The sequence below is a fragment of the Streptomyces caelestis genome (assembly GCF_001279005.1).
GTDB classification, from domain to species: Bacteria; Actinomycetota; Actinomycetes; order Streptomycetales; family Streptomycetaceae; genus Streptomyces; species Streptomyces heliomycini.
This window is the reverse complement of record NZ_LGCN01000201.1, coordinates 18,430-36,300: the sequence shown is the minus strand read 5'-3', so window position 1 is coordinate 36,300 and position 17,871 is coordinate 18,430. Positions and strand designations below refer to the sequence as shown.

At 71.5% G+C, this 17,871-nt stretch carries 14 protein-coding genes; 9 read left to right on the top strand and 5 right to left on the bottom strand.

What is annotated here, in order from left to right:
• Window positions 1-57: 57 nt before the first annotated feature.
• Together ADK41_RS21290 and ADK41_RS21285 are read right to left on the bottom strand one after the other, a co-directional pair.
• The gene (locus tag ADK41_RS21290; RefSeq protein WP_030821810.1) at window positions 58-1,704 is read right to left on the bottom strand and encodes a penicillin-binding transpeptidase domain-containing protein; all 1,647 of its coding nucleotides are present in this window, start codon (window positions 1,702-1,704) and stop codon (window positions 58-60) included.
• A gap of 149 nt (window positions 1,705-1,853) precedes the next feature.
• Entirely contained in the window at window positions 1,854-3,629 is a 1,776-nt protein-coding gene (locus tag ADK41_RS21285; protein WP_030821807.1) for a dolichyl-phosphate-mannose--protein mannosyltransferase, read from the bottom strand.
• A gap of 85 nt (window positions 3,630-3,714) precedes the next feature.
• Between ADK41_RS21285 and rsmI the strand changes: the two genes are divergently transcribed.
• From rsmI to ADK41_RS21260, 5 genes are all read left to right on the top strand, one after another.
• Window positions 3,715-4,563, top strand: a complete 849-nt coding sequence (gene rsmI, locus ADK41_RS21280) for a 16S rRNA (cytidine(1402)-2'-O)-methyltransferase (protein ID WP_030821804.1) — start codon at window positions 3,715-3,717, stop codon at window positions 4,561-4,563.
• Between the two features lie 219 nt (window positions 4,564-4,782).
• Entirely contained in the window at window positions 4,783-5,082 is a 300-nt protein-coding gene (locus ADK41_RS21275; RefSeq protein WP_051843024.1) for a hypothetical protein, read from the top strand.
• 10 nt (window positions 5,083-5,092) lie between these two features.
• A complete protein-coding gene (locus tag ADK41_RS21270) occupies window positions 5,093-5,992 on the top strand; it encodes a TatD family hydrolase (RefSeq protein WP_030821800.1) in 900 nt (299 codons plus the stop codon).
• A 34-nt stretch (window positions 5,993-6,026) separates the two neighbouring features.
• Window positions 6,027-6,926 (top strand): 16S rRNA (adenine(1518)-N(6)/adenine(1519)-N(6))-dimethyltransferase RsmA, encoded by a 900-nt coding sequence (gene rsmA, locus ADK41_RS21265; RefSeq protein WP_030821798.1) that lies wholly within the window; start codon window positions 6,027-6,029, stop codon window positions 6,924-6,926.
• Entirely contained in the window at window positions 6,923-7,816 is an 894-nt protein-coding gene (locus tag ADK41_RS21260; protein WP_030821796.1) for a 4-(cytidine 5'-diphospho)-2-C-methyl-D-erythritol kinase, read from the top strand. The genes rsmA and ADK41_RS21260 overlap by 4 nt, the downstream gene beginning before the upstream one ends.
• A 5-nt stretch (window positions 7,817-7,821) precedes the next feature.
• Here the strand turns inward: ADK41_RS21260 and ADK41_RS21255 are convergent, their stop codons facing one another.
• Window positions 7,822-8,418 (bottom strand): Uma2 family endonuclease, encoded by a 597-nt coding sequence (locus ADK41_RS21255; protein WP_030821794.1) that lies wholly within the window; start codon window positions 8,416-8,418, stop codon window positions 7,822-7,824.
• A 156-nt stretch (window positions 8,419-8,574) separates the two neighbouring features.
• Between ADK41_RS21255 and ADK41_RS21250 the strand changes: the two genes are divergently transcribed.
• The 4 genes from ADK41_RS21250 (at window position 8,575) to ADK41_RS21235 (ending at window position 15,275) form a co-directional block, all read left to right on the top strand.
• Window positions 8,575-10,392 carry an ABC-F family ATP-binding cassette domain-containing protein gene (locus tag ADK41_RS21250; RefSeq protein ID WP_030821792.1) on the top strand — a complete coding sequence of 606 codons (1,818 nt, stop codon included), beginning with the start codon at window positions 8,575-8,577 and terminating at the stop codon, window positions 10,390-10,392.
• Between the two features lie 235 nt (window positions 10,393-10,627).
• Window positions 10,628-12,394, top strand: a complete 1,767-nt coding sequence (locus ADK41_RS21245) for a PQQ-binding-like beta-propeller repeat protein (RefSeq protein ID WP_030821790.1) — start codon at window positions 10,628-10,630, stop codon at window positions 12,392-12,394.
• A gap of 58 nt (window positions 12,395-12,452) precedes the next feature.
• Window positions 12,453-14,390, top strand: coding sequence for a PQQ-binding-like beta-propeller repeat protein (locus ADK41_RS21240; protein ID WP_078661843.1), 1,938 nt, complete (start codon window positions 12,453-12,455; stop codon window positions 14,388-14,390).
• A gap of 204 nt (window positions 14,391-14,594) precedes the next feature.
• Window positions 14,595-15,275 carry a helix-turn-helix transcriptional regulator gene (locus ADK41_RS21235; protein WP_030821787.1) on the top strand — a complete coding sequence of 227 codons (681 nt, stop codon included), beginning with the start codon at window positions 14,595-14,597 and terminating at the stop codon, window positions 15,273-15,275.
• A 442-nt stretch (window positions 15,276-15,717) separates the two neighbouring features.
• On the opposite strand, the gene ADK41_RS21230 is transcribed toward ADK41_RS21235, so the two are convergent.
• Together ADK41_RS21230 and ADK41_RS21225 are read right to left on the bottom strand one after the other, a co-directional pair.
• On the bottom strand, window positions 15,718-16,029 hold the full coding sequence (locus ADK41_RS21230) for a hypothetical protein (protein ID WP_030821785.1): 312 nt from the start codon (window positions 16,027-16,029) through the stop codon (window positions 15,718-15,720).
• Between the two features lie 21 nt (window positions 16,030-16,050).
• Window positions 16,051-17,730 (bottom strand): sodium:solute symporter family protein, encoded by a 1,680-nt coding sequence (locus tag ADK41_RS21225; RefSeq protein WP_030821784.1) that lies wholly within the window; start codon window positions 17,728-17,730, stop codon window positions 16,051-16,053.
• Window positions 17,731-17,871 lie beyond the last annotated feature (141 nt).

The window sequence follows — 17,871 nt, the reverse complement described above, 5'->3', positions numbered from 1 at the left end:
GCTCACGCGTACCGACGACGGCCACCACCCTAGAGTCCCGTCCCGGGCCCGGCGCGGTCAGCCGGCCGCTCGTAGCACGGCTGCGACAATCGGACCGGCCGCGTCGCCGCCGTGGCCGCCCTGCTGGGCCATGGCCGCCGCCGCCACGTCGTCGCGGAAGCCGGTGAACCAGCTGTCGGAGGTGGCCTTGCCGTCGACCTCGGCGGAACCGGTCTTCGCGCCGATGTCGCCGCCGAGCCCCGCCATGGCCTCCCGGGCGGTGCCCTGGGTGGCGGTGAGCCGCATCATCTGCTTGAGCTGGGCGGCGGTGCCCGCCGGGAGCCCCTTGGCCTGCGCGAACCGCCGGCCGTCGAGGTCGGGGGAGACCAGGTACGGCTGGCGGAAGGCGCCGGTGATGGCGGTGGCCGTTACGGAGGCCATGTTCAGCGGGTTCATCTGCACCTGGCCCTGGCCGATGGCGTTCGCCGCGCGGTCCGGGCCGGCGACGGCGGGGACGCTGCCGTCGAAGGAGGCGATGCCGGTCTTCCAGTCGTCGCGGCCGAGCCCGAACCGCTCCTGCGCCTCCTGGGTGAGCGAGGCGTCGCTGAGCGGCTCCTCGTCGATGAGCTTGATGAAGGCGGTGTTGCAGGAGCGCAGGAAGCTGTTGGCGAGGCTGGCGCCCTCGTTCGGCTCCATGTCGGTGAGGTTCTTGAAGGTCTGGCTCTGCCAGGTCGCGGTGGGCGGGCAGGGCGCCGGGCCGTTCATCGAGGTCACGCCGTTGTCGATGAGCATGGCGGCGGTGATGATCTTCATGGTGGAGCCGGGGGCGACCTGGCCCTGGAAGGCCGCGTTGAACCCGTCGTCGCGGTGGTTGGCCACCGCCAGCACCTCGCCCGTGCTCGGCTTGACCGCCACCACCGACGACTTGGCGTACTGCCGCACCGCCTTCTCGGCCGCCTCCTGCGCCCCGGCGCTGAGGGTGGTGCGCAGCTTGCCCGGCTCGCCCTCGGCGAGGGTCAGCAGCGGGGTGTCGGCGGCCGGCTCGCCCGTCGTGCCCTCGGCGTGCCTGATCACCAGCTCGACGCCGGGGGTGCCGCCCGCCTGCTCGCCGTACTTCTGGCGCAGGGTGTCCAGGACCGGCCCGAGCGAGGGGTACTCCTCCTTCGTCAGCACCGTGCCGTCGCGGTCCACCGCCTCGATGGGCGGCTGCGCGGACTCCTCGGTGACGAGGGTGTCGCCCTTCTCCAGATCGGGGTGGACGACGGACGGCTCCCAGTCGACCAGCGCCCGCCCGGTGGTCTTCCCGCGCACGACGGTCAGCTCGCTCTTGTAGCTGAGCGCCTTCGACTTCCCGTCGTACGAGACGGTCGCCTCCACCGTGAACGGCACGGTGGCGCCGGCGGCCGTACCGGGAGTTATCTCGACGTCGCCCACGCGGGCCTCGTCGCCGTACGCCGTCAGCAGCGCGCCGGCCTCCTGCGCGTTGTTCGTGTACGACGCCGCCTGCGACGCCTCTCCCTTCTCCCAGGCCGCGAGGAAACTCCTGGTGGTCTCCTCGACCTCCACCTTGTCCGGCGGCCCGGTCTTCTTCGTCGCCGCGGCGCTCGCGCCGCTCCCCCCGTCGCCGTTCACGGCCGACACGATGTTGTAGACGCCGTACCCGGCCCCGCCCACCATCACCGCGAACACACCGCCGACGACAGCGGTCTTGACCCCCTTGCCCATCGGACGCTCCCCCTCCGCCGGACCTCCCACGCCTTATGAACGTGTTCAAAAAGCCCGGTGAGTGAGCACTCTATGCGCAGGGAGTGACGACCGGGCCGACTGTGTCCGTTTGTTGTCCGAACAGAGATCCGTCCATCGGCCGGAACGGCTCAAACCCAGGTGTCCAGCCACATCCGCGCCCGCCAGTCCTCGATCGGGATCGGGGTGCCGGTGTAGATGGGCCAGAAGTAGATGAAGTTCCAGACGATCAGCAGGGTCAGTACACCCGCCGCCGTCGCGCCCGCGACGCGGCGGGTGTCGGTGGAGCGGGGTGGGCCGACGAGGGCGCCCAGGAGCATCGCCACGGCCAGGCAGAGGAAGGGGACGAAGACGACGGCGTAGAAGAAGAAGATCGTCCGTTCCTGGTACAGGAACCAGGGCGCGTAGCCGGCCGCGATGCCGCAGGCGATCGCGCCGGCCCGCCAGTCGCGGCGCAGCAGCCAGCGCCACAGGACGTACAGGATCGCGAAGCAGGCCGTCCACCACAGCATCGGGGTGCCGAGGGCCAGCACCTCGTGGGCGCACTTCTCGCCCGCGTCGACCGGGCAGCCGTCCATGCCGGGGGCCGGGGACTCGTAGAAGTAGGAGACCGGGCGGCCGGTGACGATCCAGCTCCACGGGTTGGACTCGTAGGGGTGCGGCGAGGACAGGCCGACGTGGAAGTCGTAGACCTGGTTCTCGTAGTGCCACAGGCTGCGCCACCAGTCGGGCAGCAGCCACGACCAGGCGCTGTCCTTGCCGTCCTTGGCCGCCCAGTCGCGGTAGTAGCCGCCGGTGCCGTCGGCCGGGGAGAGGATCCAGCCGATCCAGGAGGCGAAGTAGGTGACCACCGCCACCGGCACGGTCGACAGGAACGCCCAGCCCAGGTCGCGCCGCAGCACCGCCACCCGGGGGCGCCGGGCGCCCGCCACCCTGCGCGCGCCGACGTCCCACAGCACCGCCATCACACAGAACGCGGCCATGATGTAGAGGCCGTTCCACTTCGTGCCGATCGCCAGGCCCAGCATCAGGCCCGCCGCCAGGCGCCAGGGACGGAAACCGATCCGGGCGTTCTCGGCGGCGTACGCGTCCGGCCGGACCCGGCCGTCCGGGTCCACCGGCAGCGCGGCGGCGAGCCTCTCCCGCGCCCGGTCCCGGTCGACCACCAGACAGCCGAACGCCGCCAGCACGAAGAACATCAGCACGCCGTCGAGCAGCGAGGTCCGGCTCATCACGAAGTGCAGCCCGTCCACCGCCATCAGCGCGCCCGCGAGACAGCCGAGGAACGTGGAGCGGAACAGGCGCCGGCCGATCCGGCACAGCATCAGCACGGAGAGGGTGCCGAGCAGGGCCGTCATGAACCGCCAGCCGAACGGGTCGAAGCCGAAGATCAGCTCGCCCAGCCCGATCACGTACTTGCCGACCGGCGGATGCACGACGTACGCCGCGTCCGTCGGGACGGGGACGGCGCCGCCCGAGAGGATCAGGTCGTTGGCGTTCTTGTCCCAGTTGACCTCGAACCCGCGGTGGACCAGCGCCCACGCGTCCTTGGCGTAGTACGTCTCGTCGAATATCACCGCCTTCGGGCTGCCCAGGTTCCAGAACCGGAGCACCCCCGCCAGCAGCGTGACCAGGAGCGGGCCTCCCCACCCCGACCAGCGGGCGATGCGCCCCGCGAGCACCGGCGGCACCCCGAGCGTGTCCCACAGCCGCTTCGACGGCTCCGTGTACGGCGGCGCCAGGCGGTCGCGGACGTCGCCCTCACGGACGTCGGCCCCGCGGGCGTCACCTCTGGCCGGACCCGGCGCCGGGTAGCCGAAACGGCGCAGCCGCTGCTGCCACGACGACCGCTCTTCGTGCGGCGCCTGGTCCTGCCGGATGTCCGTGGAGGACGCGGTACTGGTCACCGCGCCATCGTAGGGAACAGGACTGTGCGAGTCCCGCGCATGGCCGGTATGCCCCGGCTCCGTCCGGTCCTGGGAGGATGGGGGAGTGACCGGAATCCTCGTACTCGCAGGCACCCCCATCGGCGACATCTCCGACGCCCCGCCCCGGCTCGCGGAGGAACTGGCGGGCGCCGACGTCGTCGCCGCCGAGGACACGCGTCGGCTGCGGCGCCTCACCCAGGCGCTCGGCGTCACCCCCAAGGGGCGGGTCGTGTCGTACTTCGAGGGCAACGAGTCCGCCCGCACGCCCGAACTGGTCGAGGAACTGGCGGGCGGCGCGCGCGTGCTGCTGGTGACGGACGCCGGGATGCCGTCCGTGTCCGACCCCGGCTACCGGCTGGTCGCGGCGGCCGTCGAACGGGACGTCAAGGTCACCGCGGTGCCGGGGCCGTCCGCGGTGCTCACCGCGCTCGCCCTGTCCGGGCTGCCCGTGGACCGGTTCTGCTTCGAGGGGTTCCTGCCCCGGAAGGCCGGCGAGCGGCTGGGACGGCTGCGCGAGGTCGCCGACGAGCGGCGCACCCTCGTCTACTTCGAGGCCCCGCACCGCCTCGACGACACCCTCGCCGCGATGGCCGAGGTCTTCGGCGGGGAGCGGCGGGCCGCCGTCTGCCGGGAGCTGACCAAGACGTACGAGGAGATCAAGCGCGGTCCGCTGGCGGAGCTGGCCGCGTGGGCGGCGGAGGGCGTGCGCGGGGAGATCACGGTGGTGGTCGAGGGGGCGCCGGAGAAGGGGGCCGAGGAGATCGACGACGCCGAACTGGTGCGGCGGGTGCGGGTGCGGGAGGAAGCCGGGGAGCGGCGCAAGGAGGCGATCGCGGCGGTGGCCGTGGAGGCGGGGGTTCCCAAGCGGCGGGTGTTCGACGCGGTGGTGCGCGCCAAGCGCGATCTCGGCTGAGCGGCCGGCCGACGCCGTCGAGGGACCGGGGCGTCGCCGGCCGACGGTCACGGGCGGGGCCGGTCGCGCCCACGGGGCGGTAAAGGGCTCGGGGCACTCCGGTAAGGAACGGCCAAGACGCCGCCAATACTCGGCCGCCCCTCCTGTGCTCGCGGGCCCGCGGCGGTCCACTGGGAGCCGGGGCAAAGCCGCCCTTCCAGCGGACCGACAGGAGCCGGGATGACCGAGATCACCGGGCGGGCCGCGCTGCGCGCGGGCGCCAGCGCCGTCGTCGAGGAGTCGTACGCGTTCGCCTGCATGCGCTGCGGGTACGGCTGGGAGCAGTCGTACGAGATAGAGCACCACACCGACGCCGACGGCCACGCCTTCGTGCTGTACGTGGCGGACGGCCGGGTCGTCCCCTCCCCGCTGAACCGGCCGACCTGCCGGAACTGCGACGGTCACGTGGTGCGCATCCTGCGGCCGGGCCGGGTCGCCTCCGCGCGGAAGGCCGAGCTGACGTCCGCGCCGCTTCCGTAGGATCGGGGGCATGTCTTCGAACGCCCCCGACACGTCCGACAAGAACGCCGCCCCGCCGCTCCCGGAGCCCCTGCGGGTGCCGGTCGCGGACTCGCACACCCACCTCGACATGCAGTCCGGCACCGTGGAGGAGGCTCTCGCCAAGGCCGCGTCGGTGGGTGTGACGACGGTCGTGCAGGTCGGCTGCGACCTCGAGGGGTCCCGGTGGGCGGCGGACACGGCGGCCGCGTACGACGCCGTCCACGCGACGGTCGCGCTGCACCCCAACGAGGCCCCGCGCATCGTCCACGGGGACCCGGACGGTTGGTCCCGGCAGGGCGCCCGCAGGCCCGGCGGGGACGCGGGACTGGACGAGGCGCTCGCCGAGATCGACCGGCTGGCCGCGCTGCCCCAGGTCAAGGGCGTCGGCGAGACGGGCCTCGACCACTTCCGCACCGGGCCGGAGGGCAGGGAGGCGCAGGAGCGGTCCTTCCGCGCCCACATAGAGATCGCCAAGCGGCACGGCAAGACCCTCGTCATCCACGACCGCGACGCCCACGCCGACGTCCTGCGCGTGCTGAAGGAGGAGGGCGCCCCCGAGCGCACCGTCTTCCACTGCTACTCCGGGGACGCCGAGATGGCGGAGATCTGCGCGAGCGCCGGGTACTACATGTCGTTCGCCGGCAACGTCACCTTCAAGAACGCGCAGAACCTGCGGGACGCGCTCGCCGTGGCCCCGCTGGAGCTGGTCCTGGTGGAGACCGACGCGCCGTTCCTGACCCCGGCGCCGTACCGCGGGCGGCCGAACGCCCCCTATCTGGTGCCGGTGACCGTGCGCGCCATGGCGGCCGTACGGGGCGTCGACGAGGACACCCTCGCCGCCGCCCTCGGGGCGAACACGGCCCGCGCCTTCGGTTGTCCACAGGCGTGACCTGCCCGGTCCCCGCGCCCCGTACCCTTGTCCCGTGACCAGCCCCACCCCCGACGCCCTCCTGGGCCCCGCCGACGTCCGTGAACTGGCGGCCGCCCTCGGCGTACGGCCCACCAAGCAGCGCGGCCAGAACTTCGTCATCGACGCCAACACGGTGCGCCGTATCGTGCGCACCGCCGGGGTCCGCCCCGACGACGTGGTCGTCGAGGTCGGCCCGGGGCTCGGCTCGCTCACGCTGGCGCTCCTCGAGGCCGCCGACCGGGTCACCGCCGTGGAGATCGACGACGTCCTCGCCGCCGCGCTGCCCGCCACCGTCGCCGCCCGCATGCCCGGGCGGGCCGAGCGGTTCGCGCTGGTCCACTCCGACGCGATGCACGTCACCGAGCTGCCCGGGCCCGCCCCGACCGCCCTGGTCGCGAACCTGCCCTACAACGTGGCCGTCCCGGTGCTGCTGCACATGCTCGAAAGCTTCCCCGGCATCGAGCGCACCCTCGTCATGGTCCAGTCCGAGGTCGCCGACCGGCTCGCCGCCGCACCCGGCTCGAAGGTGTACGGCGTGCCCTCGGTCAAGGCCAACTGGTACGCGGAGGTCAAGCGGGCCGGGGCCATCGGACGGAACGTCTTCTGGCCCGCGCCGAACGTCGACAGCGGGCTGGTCTCGCTGGTGCGCCGCGCGGAGCCGCTGAAGACCACCGCCTCCCGGCGCGAGGTGTTCGCCGTCGTGGACGCGGCCTTCGCCCAGCGCCGCAAGACGCTGCGGGCCGCGCTCGCCGGGTGGGCGGGGTCGGCGGCCGCCGCGGAGGCCGCCCTGGTCGCCGCCGGGGTGTCGCCGCAGGCCCGCGGGGAGTCCCTGACCGTCGAGGAGTTCGCGCGCATCGCCGAGAACGCCGGGAACGCCGGGAACGCCGGGAACAAGGAGCAGGGTCAGCAGTGAGCGTCACCGTCCGCGTCCCCGCCAAGGTCAACGTCCAGCTCGCGGTCGGCGCCGCCCGCCCCGACGGCTACCACGACCTGGCCAACGTCTTCCTCGCGGTGGGCCTGTACGACGAGGTCACCGTCACGGCGGCCGACGGGCTGCGGGTGACCTGCGCCGGCCCCGACGCCGAGCAGGTCCCGCTCGACCGTACGAACCTCGCCGCCCGGGCGGCCCTGCTGCTCGCCGAGCGGTACGGCCGTGACGCGGACGTCCACCTCCACATCGCCAAGGACATCCCCGTCGCCGGTGGCATGGCCGGCGGCAGCGCGGACGGCGCGGGGGCGCTGCTCGCGTGCGACGCGCTGTGGGGGACGGGCGCCTCGCGCGAGGAGCTCCTCGACATCTGCGCCGAGCTGGGCAGCGATGTGCCGTTCAGCCTGGTGGGAGGGGCGGCGCTCGGTACCGGGCGGGGCGAGAGGCTGACGGAGCTGGAGGTCGGCGGCGCCTTCCACTGGGTGTTCGCGATGGCCTCGCGGGGGCTGTCGACGCCGGCGGTGTTCCGGGAGTTCGACCGGCTGGGGGAGGGGCGGGAGATCCCGGAGCCGGTCGCCTCGCGGGAACTGCTCGACGCCCTGGCCAAGGGCGACGCCGACGCGCTCGCCGCCACCGTCTCCAACGACCTCCAGCCGGCGGCGCTGTCGCTGTTCCCGGAGCTGGCGGACACGCTCGCGGCGGGGCGTGCGGCGGGGGCGCCGGTCTCGCTGGTGTCGGGGTCGGGGCCGACCACGGCGTTCCTGGCGCGGGACGCGGAAGCGGCGGAGGAGATCGCGGGTGCGCTGCGGGCCTCCGGCACCTGCCGCATGGTGCGTACGGCGGCAGGTCCCGTGCCGGGCGCGACGATCGTCTGAAGCGCTCAGGGCCGCGTTTCGACCGGGCCCAGGTCGATGGCGATGGCGGAAGGCTTGTCGACCTTGACCCGGTCGCGGTGCCAGCCCATGTGCACGTAGGACTGTGTCATCGGGTCGAGCTCGTAGACGTGGACGAGGGGACGGCCGGTGGTTCCGTCCGGTTCGACACGCCAGTAGTGGGGGATTCCCGCGAGGGCGTACTTGTGCGGTTTGGTCGTACGGTCGCGGGACTCCGACTCGGGTGAGACGACCTCCACGGCGAGCAGGACGTCTTCGGCCTTGAAACTGGTCTGGTCCAGCCCGGTGACCGCGTCGGCCCGCACCACGCTGACATCCGGTTCGGGACCGTTGCGCTTGTCGAGAACGACGGTCATCTCCCGCTCGACACTGAACTCCGGGCCGAGAGAGCTACGCAGTCCGTTGAACAAGAGGTCGATCGCAAGAAAATGGAAACGGCGCTGCGGACTCACGAAAACCAGGCTCCCGTCGATCAGCTCGGTGTGCGGCGGGAGATCCGGCAGCGTGAACAGGTCGTCCACGGTATAGCCGTCCAGCGGTGGCACCGGCCACTGGACGCGGTGCTCTACGGACTCGGCGGTCATGGTTCCTCCCATGGACGGGATCCTGCTGCCTGTTCCCTACGGTAGCCGTCCGTTTCCGATCACGTCATCACAAAGAGTGACGATCTTCCGGCGCGTCGACCGCCGGCCGGAAGGCCCTACGCTTGAAAGCTGATCGATCCACCGGGCAGGAGAGAAATGGCCGTCAATCTGGTCAATGTCGAGAACGTCAGCAAGGTGTACGGCACGCGCGCGTTGCTCGACGGGATTTCCCTCGGCGTCTCCGAAGGGGACCGGATCGGGGTGGTGGGGCGCAACGGGGACGGCAAGACCACCCTCATCCGGATGCTGGCCCGGCTGGAGGAGGCCGACACCGGGCGGGTGACGCACTCCGGCGGGCTGCGGCTCGGGGTGCTCACCCAGCACGACTCCCTCGACCCGGCCGCCACCGTCCGGCACGAGGTCATCGGTGACATGGCCGACCACGAGTGGGCGGGGAACGCCAAGGTCAGGGACGTACTGACCGGGCTGTTCGGCGGACTGGACCTGCCGGGGTTCCCCAAGGGCCTGGACACCGTCATCGGGCCGCTGTCCGGCGGTGAGCGCAGGCGCATCGCGCTCGCCAAGCTGCTCATCGAGGAGCAGGACCTGATCGTCCTCGACGAGCCGACGAACCACCTCGACGTCGAGGGCATCGCCTGGCTCGCCCAGCATCTGCGGACCCGCCGGTCCGCGCTCGTCTGCGTCACCCACGACCGCTGGTTCCTCGACCAGGTCTGCACCCGCATGTGGGACGTGCAGCGCGGTGACGTGTACGAGTACGAGGGCGGTTACTCCGACTACGTCTTCGCCCGCGCGGAGCGCGAACGGATCGCCGCCACCGAGGAGGTCAAGCGGCAGAACCTGGTCCGCAAGGAGCTGGCCTGGCTGCGGCGCGGCGCCCCCGCGCGCACGTCCAAGCCGCGCTTCCGCGTGGAGGCCGCCAACGAGCTGATCAAGGACGTCCCCCCGCCGCGTGACAGCAGCGAGCTGATGAAGTTCGCCTCCTCGCGGCTCGGCAAGACGGTGTTCGACCTGGAGGACGTCACCGTCCAGGCCGGGCCCAAGGTGCTGCTCAAGCACGTCACCTGGCAGCTCGGCCCCGGCGACCGCATCGGTCTGGTCGGGGTCAACGGGGCGGGCAAGACGTCCCTGCTGCGGGCGCTCGCCGAGGCGGCCCGGAGCGAGGGGGAGGCGCAGCCCGCGGGGGGCCACGTCCGGGTCGGCAAGACGGTCAAGCTCGCCTACCTCTCCCAGGAGGTCGCCGAGCTCGACCCCACCTGGCGGGTGCTCCAGGCCGTGCAGCAGGTGCGCGAGCGCGTCGACCTCGGCAAGGGGCGCGAGATGACCGCCGGACAGCTGTGCGAGACGTTCGGGTTCAGCAAGGAGAAGCAGTGGACGCCGGTCGGGGACCTGTCCGGTGGTGAGCGGCGGCGGCTGCAGCTGCTGCGGCTGCTGATGGACGAACCCAACGTCCTCTTCCTCGACGAGCCCACCAACGACCTCGACATCGAGACCCTCACCCAGCTCGAGGACGTCCTCGACGGCTGGCCCGGCTCGATGATCGTCATCTCCCACGACCGGTTCTTCGTCGAGCGCACCACCGACCGGGTGTTCGCCCTCCTCGGCGACGGCGCCCTGCGGATGCTGCCGCGCGGGATCGACGAGTACCTGGAGCGGCGCAAGCGGATGGAGGAGGCCGCCGCCGCTGCCGCGGCCTCCGCTCCGGCCGCGGCGCCCCAGGGCTCCGCCCCGGAGAAGAGCGCCGCCGATCAGCGCGCCGCCAAGAAGGAGCTGCAGAAGATCGAGCGCCAGCTCGACAAGGTCTCCGAGAAGGAGACCAAGCTGCACGCGGCCATCGCCGAGCACGCCACCGACTTCGCGAAGGTGGCCGAACTCGACGCCGAGCTGCGGGAGCTGGCCGGACAGCGGGACGAGCTGGAGCTGCGCTGGCTGGAACTGGCCGAGGACGCCTGAGCCGCCCCGCCCTCCGCGCGCCGGGGGCGCGCGTGGCGTGAAGGGCGCGTGAAGGCGCGTAACAGGGGCATCACGGGCCGGTTCTCCCTTGGGAACAGGGGAGGGCGCGGCCCGGTGGCCTGTCGGTACCGGGTGATACAAAGGGGCCAGTCTGAGAAACGTCTGAAGACGACTCTGGGTTCATCGCGTACCTCAGGGCGTGGCTAAAAATCAGTGAGTAAGGGGGAACGCGCTGATGACTCAGCCGCCCAACCAGCCGCCGCAGGGTGGTTTCGGAGCGCCGCAGGATCCGCCACCGCAGGGTGGTTTCGGAGCGCCGCAGGATCCGCCGCCGGGGGGTGGTTTCGGGGCTCCGCAGACGCCTCCTCCGCCTCCGCAGGGTCCGCCGCGGCCCGGATACGGGTATCCGCAGCAGCCGGGGCCGTACAACTCCGGACCGTACGCCTCCGGGCCCTACGGTCAGCCGCAGCAGCCGGGGCCCTACGGGCAGCCCGGGTACGGGTACCCGACGCAGCCGCAGTTCCCCGGGGCGCCCGGCACGCCGCCGCCCGGCGGGTCCGGCTCCCGCAACCCCTTCAAGGGCAAGCCCGCCATGGTCATCGGCGCCGCCGTGGCCGCGCTGCTGGTGATCGGCGGCACCGTGTGGGCCGTCTCCGGTGACGACGGCGAGAAGGACGAGAAGCCCGTCGCCCGGCAGACCGACGACCCCGAGCCGGGCGGCAGCTCCGGCGCCCCGGTCAATCCGGGCGACGGCAGCGGCGACGGCGGCGAGGACCCGGAGGACCTCAACACGGGCCGCCAGGCCGGTGAGTCCAAGGTGCTCTGGTACAAGGAGGCGCCCGACGCGCCCGGTTCCGGCGCCGACGCCCCCGGCATGTGGGTCACCGACAAGACGGCCGTGAAGGCCGCCTACAAGGAGCTCTTCGCCTACGACGTCGGCGACGGGAAGCTCACCTGGGACACCCTCGCCTTCCCGCAGAAGATCTGCGCGGTCACGCAGGAGGCGACGTCCGACAACAAGGTCGTCATCGCCCACATGAGCGGCAGCAGCGACCGCGCCAAGTGCAACCAGCTCCAGCTCGTCGACCTCGACACCGGCGAGAAGGGCTGGAAGCAGGAGGTCGCCGACGGCGCGCTGTTCGACTCCGTGCTCTCCATCGAGATGACCCTCACCGGCAACACGCTGATGGTGGGCCGCTCGCAGTCCGGCACGGCGTACGACATGACCAGCGGCAAGAAACTGTTCGACGCGAAGAAGTACGGCGACGCCCCCTGCTTCCCCGCCGCCTTCGCGGGCGGTGAGCGGCTGCTCCAGGTCGCGTCCTGCGGCGCCGGCGGCGCCAACGAGCACGACGAGCTCCAGGAGCTCGACCCGAAGACCGGCAAGGTGAAGTGGACGCGGAAGTTCGACAAGGGGTGGCGCATCGAGCGCGCCTACTCCGTCGACCCGGTGGTCGTCTACAGCACCAACGAGGACAAGAAGGCCTGGAACATCTCCGCCTTCACCGGCAGCGGGAAGTTCCGCTCCCAGGTCACCGTCGACGAGGACTTCGCCCCCGGCTGCGGCTGGGCCGTCCTCGCGCGCGACCTCCAGGGCTGTGAGGGCGTCGTCGTCGACGCGAACACCCTTTACCTGCCGACCAAGGCGGCCACCGGGGCCAACGAGATCGTCGCCATCGGCCTCGACGACGGCAAGGAGCAGTGGCGGGTCAAGTCCCCGGCCGAGGAGCCCATGCAGCCGGTGAAGGTCGAGGGCGGCAAGCTCATCGCCTACGTCGACCCGTCGTACGACGCGGGCGGGCGGGTCGTGGCCATCCCCGTCGGCGGCGGCGACCACCAGCCGGCCGAGCTGATGCGGAACCCGCAGAGCGTCGCGAGCATCGAGAACAGCTTCTTCAGCAAGTCGATCGACTGGGCCGACGGACGGTTCTACATCTCGACCACACGGCTGAGTGGCAATGACGAGTCGAAGGAGAAGTTGATGCTCGCCTACGGCGAGTGAGGGCCGTACCCGTCCCCTTTCCGTCGCCCGTCGTCCCCTTCCCCGAGGTACTCACGTCATGACCCAGTCGCCCCCGCCGCCCCACCAGCCTCCGCAGCAGCCGGGCTTCGGGCCTCCGCAACAGCCCCAGCAGTCTCCGCAGCAGCCCGCACAGCCGCCGGCCGCGCCCGGTGGGCCCGATCTCACCAAGGCCCCGGAGCCCGGGTACGGGTATCCGCAGACCCCGCAGACCCCGCAGACCCCGCAGCCCCCGGCCGCCCCGCAGACCCCGGCCGCCCCGCAGCCGCCGGTCGCGCCGCCGCCGGCTCCGCAGGGGCCCGGGTACGGGTATCCGCAGCAGCCTCCGGCCGCCGGGTACGGGTACCCGCAGCAGCCGCCGCCGGCCGCCGGATACGGGTATCCGGGGCAGCCGCAGCCGGGGGCGTACGGGCATCCGCAGCAGCCGGGGCCGTACGGTCAGCCCGGCTACGGGCAGCCCGGGTACGGGTATCCGCAGCCTCCGACCATGCCGATGCAGTCGCAGCCGGGGGGTGGCGGGAAGAAGTTCGGCGCGCAGGCCGCCATCATCGTCTCGGCGGTCGCGGCCATCGCCCTGATCGTCGGCGCCGGTGTCTGGTACGCCTCGTCGTCCGGCAAGGACGACGACAAGAACACCACCGCGGATTCCGGCGGCACCGGCGGCAAGGACGAGAAGAACGGCGGCTCCGGGGGCACCTCCTCCGGGACCGAGGAGAAGGCGCCGGCCGACACCGGCTCCAAGGTGCTGTTCCAGGTGCCCGCGCCCAAGGTCCCCAAGGGCACCACGAGCATCCCCACCTCCGGTTCCTGGCTGACCGACACGGTGTACGCCAAGAGCGGGATCGCCGAGATCGTCGGCTACGACCGTGCCAAGGGCACCGAGAAGTGGACGATCGACCTGCCCGGACCGGTGTGCGAGGCCACCAACCGCGTCACCGAGGACGGCAAGACGGCGATCATCTTCAAGCCCGCCATGCCGACCAAGGAGAATCCGCAGTCCTGCACGCAGCTCGCGGTGATCGACCTCGCGGCGGGCAAGGAGGTGTGGACCAAGACCGCCAAGTCCGGCACCATGCCGATCAGCTTCAACAACGTCACCCTCAGCGGCGGCACCGTCGCGGCGGGCAGCACCAGCGGCGGCGCCGCCTGGGAGATCGCCTCCGGCGAGCAGCTGTGGGCGCCCAAGACGTCCGACTCCTGCTACGACTCCGGGTACGGCGGCGGCGAGAAGCTCGTCGCGGTGCGCAAGTGCGGTTCGTACGACCAGCGGCAGCTGCACATCCAGACCATCGACCCGAAGAGCGGGAAGGTGATCACCGAGTACAAGATGGGCGAGGGCATCGAGTACGCCGCCGTCGTCTCCACCGACCCGCTGGTCGTCGCCGCCGACGTCAACGACTCCGCGGGGGACGGCAGCGGCATCTCGGACTTCTTCTCCATCGACAACAAGACCGGCAAGCTGCGCACGCGCATCTCCGCGCCGGGCGAGGAGTACGCGGCCCGCTGCGACGCCATCTACAAGCTCGAGAAGTGCACCGGGCTGGCGGTCGGCGGCGACCGGCTGTACATCGCGACCGAGGAGCACGAGGGCGGCGGGAAGTCGTACGTCCAGACCAACGAGGTCGTCGCCTTCGACCTGGCGACCGGCAAGCAGACCGGGCAGCGTGCCGACGCGGGTGACGGCTACACGATCACCCCGCTGCGGATGGACGGCGGCAACGTCCTGGCGTACAAGCGTCCGCCGTACGACAAGGGCGGGCAGATCGTCAGCATCGACGGGGGGACCTTCAAGCAGACGACGCTGATGGAGAACCCGGCGACGGAAACCGTGCGGGACGTCGAGTCGCGGATGTCGCCCGAATACGCGGAGATCCTGTTCTCGCAGGGCGCTCTGTACATGTCCAGTGCCTACGCCAGTGACTTCTCGTCGGCTTCGGACGATAAGGAATATCTCGTGATCGCTTTCGGTACGAGTTGATCGTTCGGTTCGTTGTTTTCCGCGGCCCCGTCCCTGGTCAGGGACGGGGCCGCGGGCGTGTCGCGCGTCATCCGCCCATCGCCGTCGAATGCGAGAATTTCGGCGGTCCGGGGTGGTTCTCGCCGGTAGGGGGAGCGCGACGTCGAACAAGCGTGTAGCTTCCGGGGGCATCCGGGGGTGCGTTGTCAGGGGGTTGGCTGTTCGATGGGAGTGCGGCTGATGGTGGTCGACGACCACCGATTGCTCGCCGAGGCGTTGGCCTCGGCGTTGAAGCTGCGGGGGCACCGGGTGCTGGCGGCGGCCGCGCCGGCGGCCGGCGCCGCGGATCTGGTGATCAGCAGGGCGCCCGAGGTGTGTCTGCTGGGGACGGCGGCGCCGGCGGCGGCGGGGACGTTCGATCCGGTGGTGAAGATCAAGCGGGAGCGGGCCCAGGTGGCGGTGGTGGTGCTGGGGCCGGTGCCGTCGCCGCGGGGCATCGCGGCGGCGTTCGCGGCGGGGGCGTCGGGGTACGTGCGGCACGACGAGCGCATCGAGGGGGTCGAGCGGGCGATCATGAAGGCGCGGGCGGGGGAGGCCGCCGTGGCGCCGCAGTTGCTGCAGGGGGCGTTCGGGGAGCTGCTGAATCCTGCGGCGCAGCCGGATGACGAGGGTGCGCGGTTGCTGCGGATGCTGACGCCTCGGGAGGTGGAGGTGCTGGTGCGGGTCGCCGAGGGGGAGGACACCCGGCTGATCGCGGCGGGCATGGGCATCGCACCGTCCACGGCCCGGACGCATGTCCAGCGTGTCCTGATGAAACTGGGCGTGGGCTCCCGCCTGGAGGCGGCGGCCCTGGCCGCCCGAACGGGCCTGCTGGACCGGGCGGGGCCGGTGGGGGGCGGCGCCTGAGCCTGCGGCGGCGGGCCTGTGGGGCGCGGGTCTTGTGCCTGCGGCGCCTCGTGCGGTCCGGTGGGGGTTGGGGTGGCGCCCGCGGTCGGTGGGTGGGTCGGGGCCGGGTCGGGGGTGTCCGTCCTCGGACCGGCGCGGATCACGTCCGTTGGAGGGGTGCTGGGTGCGGACGCGCCGGCCGCTGCGGGCGGCCACCCCCGCCCCGTCCCCTGCGCGCCGTACGCGGCCACTTGCCGTCGTCCCCGCGCTCCGCGGGCTGCCGCCTGCCGCTGCCGCGGGCAGTCGTGCCGCAGGGCGGCACGGGTGGGCGCGACAGCACCCCGTAAGCGCCGGGCTGCGCGAACACCCCCGGCCCGCACCGGCGCGGGGCGCCCGCAGACGCCGGGGGTGCGGTCCCGGCCCGGGCCGCACCGGCGCGGGACCGCGCAACGTACCGCGCCGCTTACTCCTCCCGTTCCTCCGGAACGACGTCCGGCGGCGGCGGGGCCGTCGGCCTGAGCTTCAGCCAGAGGAGGAACAGCAGGCCCAGGACCAGCATTCCCAACCCCGTCCAGAGGTTGATGTTGACTCCCTGGGCCTTGTCGAGGTCCGCGTCGGACGCGGTGAAGCCCGCGATCGTGACGATCACGCCGTACACGACGAACAGCCCGCCGATGATCCGCCGGATGTCGAACAACCGTGCGGCCGTCGTGGACTTGGTCTCCAGGTCGGAGACCTCCTGCTGGAGCTCACGCTCGGAATAGTGCTCGGACATGCTCTCTCCATCCTCCCGCGGTCAGAACGAGAACGGGATGTAGCAGGCGGCGGCCAGGATCACCGCGCCCCAGCCCAGCAACGCCGGCTTCCGGTACCACGCGTCGTCGCCCTCCGCGGGCGGCTCCGCCATGCCGGGGGAACGCGTGCCGTAGACCAGGCCCTCGAGTTCCTCCGCCGGCTTGGGGGCGGTGAAGAGCGACACGGCGACCATGACCACCGCGCCCGCGACGAAGCCGGCGATCGCGGAGACGAAGTTGGCGCCCTGGTCGGAGGGGATGCCGATGATGCCCTGCTTGTAGATCCAGAAGTAGTTCACCATCGCGGTGGTGGTGCCGGCGAGCAGGCCCCAGAAGCCGGACTTCATGGACGCCCGCTTCCAGAACATGCCGATGATGAAGACCACGAACATCGGCACGTTGAAGAAGGAGAACAGCGTCTGCAGGTAGCTCATGATGTTCGAGAACGAGGACGCGAGGAACGCCGTGCCGATGGAGGCGAGGACGCCGATCGCGGTGATCAGGCGGCCGAAGCGGACGTAGTACCCGTCCTCGCGGTGCTTCACCACGTACTTCGCCCAGATGTCGGTGGTGAAGACGGTGTTGAAGGAGGAGACGTTGGCCGCCATGCCGGCCATGAACGCGGCCAGCAGCCCGGTGACGGCGATGCCCAGGACGCCGTTGGGCAGGAGTTGCTGCATCAGGTACGGGATCGCGTCGTTGTACTGCAGGTCCGAGCCCCCCGTGCCGATCGCGGGGACCATCACGGCGGCGACCAGGCCCGGGATCATCACCAGGAACACGATGAAGATCTTCGGGAACGCGGCGATGAGCGGGGTGCGCTGGGCCGCCGAGAGGTTCTTGGCGGACAGGGCGCGCTGCACCTCGGCGAAGTTCGTCGTCCAGTAGCCGAAGGAGAGGACGAAGCCGAGGCCGAGGATGATGGTCAGCCAGTTGGCGCCGAGCGGGTTGTCGCTGCCGATGCCGGTGCCGCCCCAGGCGGTCATGAAGTCGTCGCCGCGCGCCTGGGTGAGGGAGTCGGACAGGCCGTCCCAGCCGCCCACGCTCTTCAGGCCGAGCACCGTGATCGGGATGAGCGCGGCGAGGATGACGAAGAACTGCAGGACCTCGTTGTAGATCGCCGAGGACAGGCCGCCGAGGGTGATGTAGGCCAGGACGAAGAAGCCGGCGACGACGATCGCCACCCACTGCGGCCAGCCGAGGAGGGCCTCGACCACGATCGCGAGGGCGTACAGGTTCACGCCGGCGATCAGGATGGCCGCCGCCGCGAAGAGGACCGAGCTGAACAGGTGGGCCGCCTTGTCGAAGCGCAGCAGCAGGAACTCGGGGACCGAGCGGACCTTGCTGCCGTAGTAGAACGGCATCATCACCAGGCCCAGGAAGACCATCGCGGGGATGGCGCCGATCCAGTACCAGTGGGTCGTGTAGACGCCGTACTGGGCGCTGTTGGCCGCCATGCCGAGGATCTCGGTGGCGCCGAGGTTGGCCGCGATGAAGGCCAGGCCGGTGACCCAGGCGGGCAGGGAGCGGCCGGAGAGGAAGAAGTCGAGGCTGGTCTTGACCGAGCGGCGGGCGGCGAAGCCGATGCCCAGCACGACGACGAAGTAGATCCCGAGGATCGTGTAGTCCAGCCAGTTGGTGGGGAGTCGAAGCTCTGCGGCCAGGTATGTGGGGGTTTGCATACATACTCGCTTCGTTCGCGAACTGATCCGGTGCGGAACCCATGCCTCGGTGTTCGGTTACCGAACACTTCTCGTGATGTTCTTTGTTTGATCGTGACGAGCGGGCCTTGCTGGTGGGTTGTGATGTGTTATGTTTGTTTG

Coding starts and splice junctions, on each gene's coding strand:
- ADK41_RS21270 (WP_030821800.1), top strand. CDS start 5,093: ATGTCTTCGAACGCCCCCGACACGTCCGACAAGAACGCCGCCCCGCCG.
- ADK41_RS21250 (WP_030821792.1), top strand. CDS start 8,575: ATGGCCGTCAATCTGGTCAATGTCGAGAACGTCAGCAAGGTGTACGGC.
- ADK41_RS21290 (WP_030821810.1), bottom strand. CDS start 1,704: ATGGGCAAGGGGGTCAAGACCGCTGTCGTCGGCGGTGTGTTCGCGGTG.
- ADK41_RS21245 (WP_030821790.1), top strand. CDS start 10,628: ATGACTCAGCCGCCCAACCAGCCGCCGCAGGGTGGTTTCGGAGCGCCG.
- ADK41_RS21225 (WP_030821784.1), bottom strand. CDS start 17,730: ATGCAAACCCCCACATACCTGGCCGCAGAGCTTCGACTCCCCACCAAC.
- ADK41_RS21235 (WP_030821787.1), top strand. CDS start 14,595: ATGGGAGTGCGGCTGATGGTGGTCGACGACCACCGATTGCTCGCCGAG.
- ADK41_RS21275 (WP_051843024.1), top strand. CDS start 4,783: ATGACCGAGATCACCGGGCGGGCCGCGCTGCGCGCGGGCGCCAGCGCC.
- ADK41_RS21255 (WP_030821794.1), bottom strand. CDS start 8,418: ATGACCGCCGAGTCCGTAGAGCACCGCGTCCAGTGGCCGGTGCCACCG.
- ADK41_RS21230 (WP_030821785.1), bottom strand. CDS start 16,029: ATGTCCGAGCACTATTCCGAGCGTGAGCTCCAGCAGGAGGTCTCCGAC.
- ADK41_RS21240 (WP_078661843.1), top strand. CDS start 12,453: ATGACCCAGTCGCCCCCGCCGCCCCACCAGCCTCCGCAGCAGCCGGGC.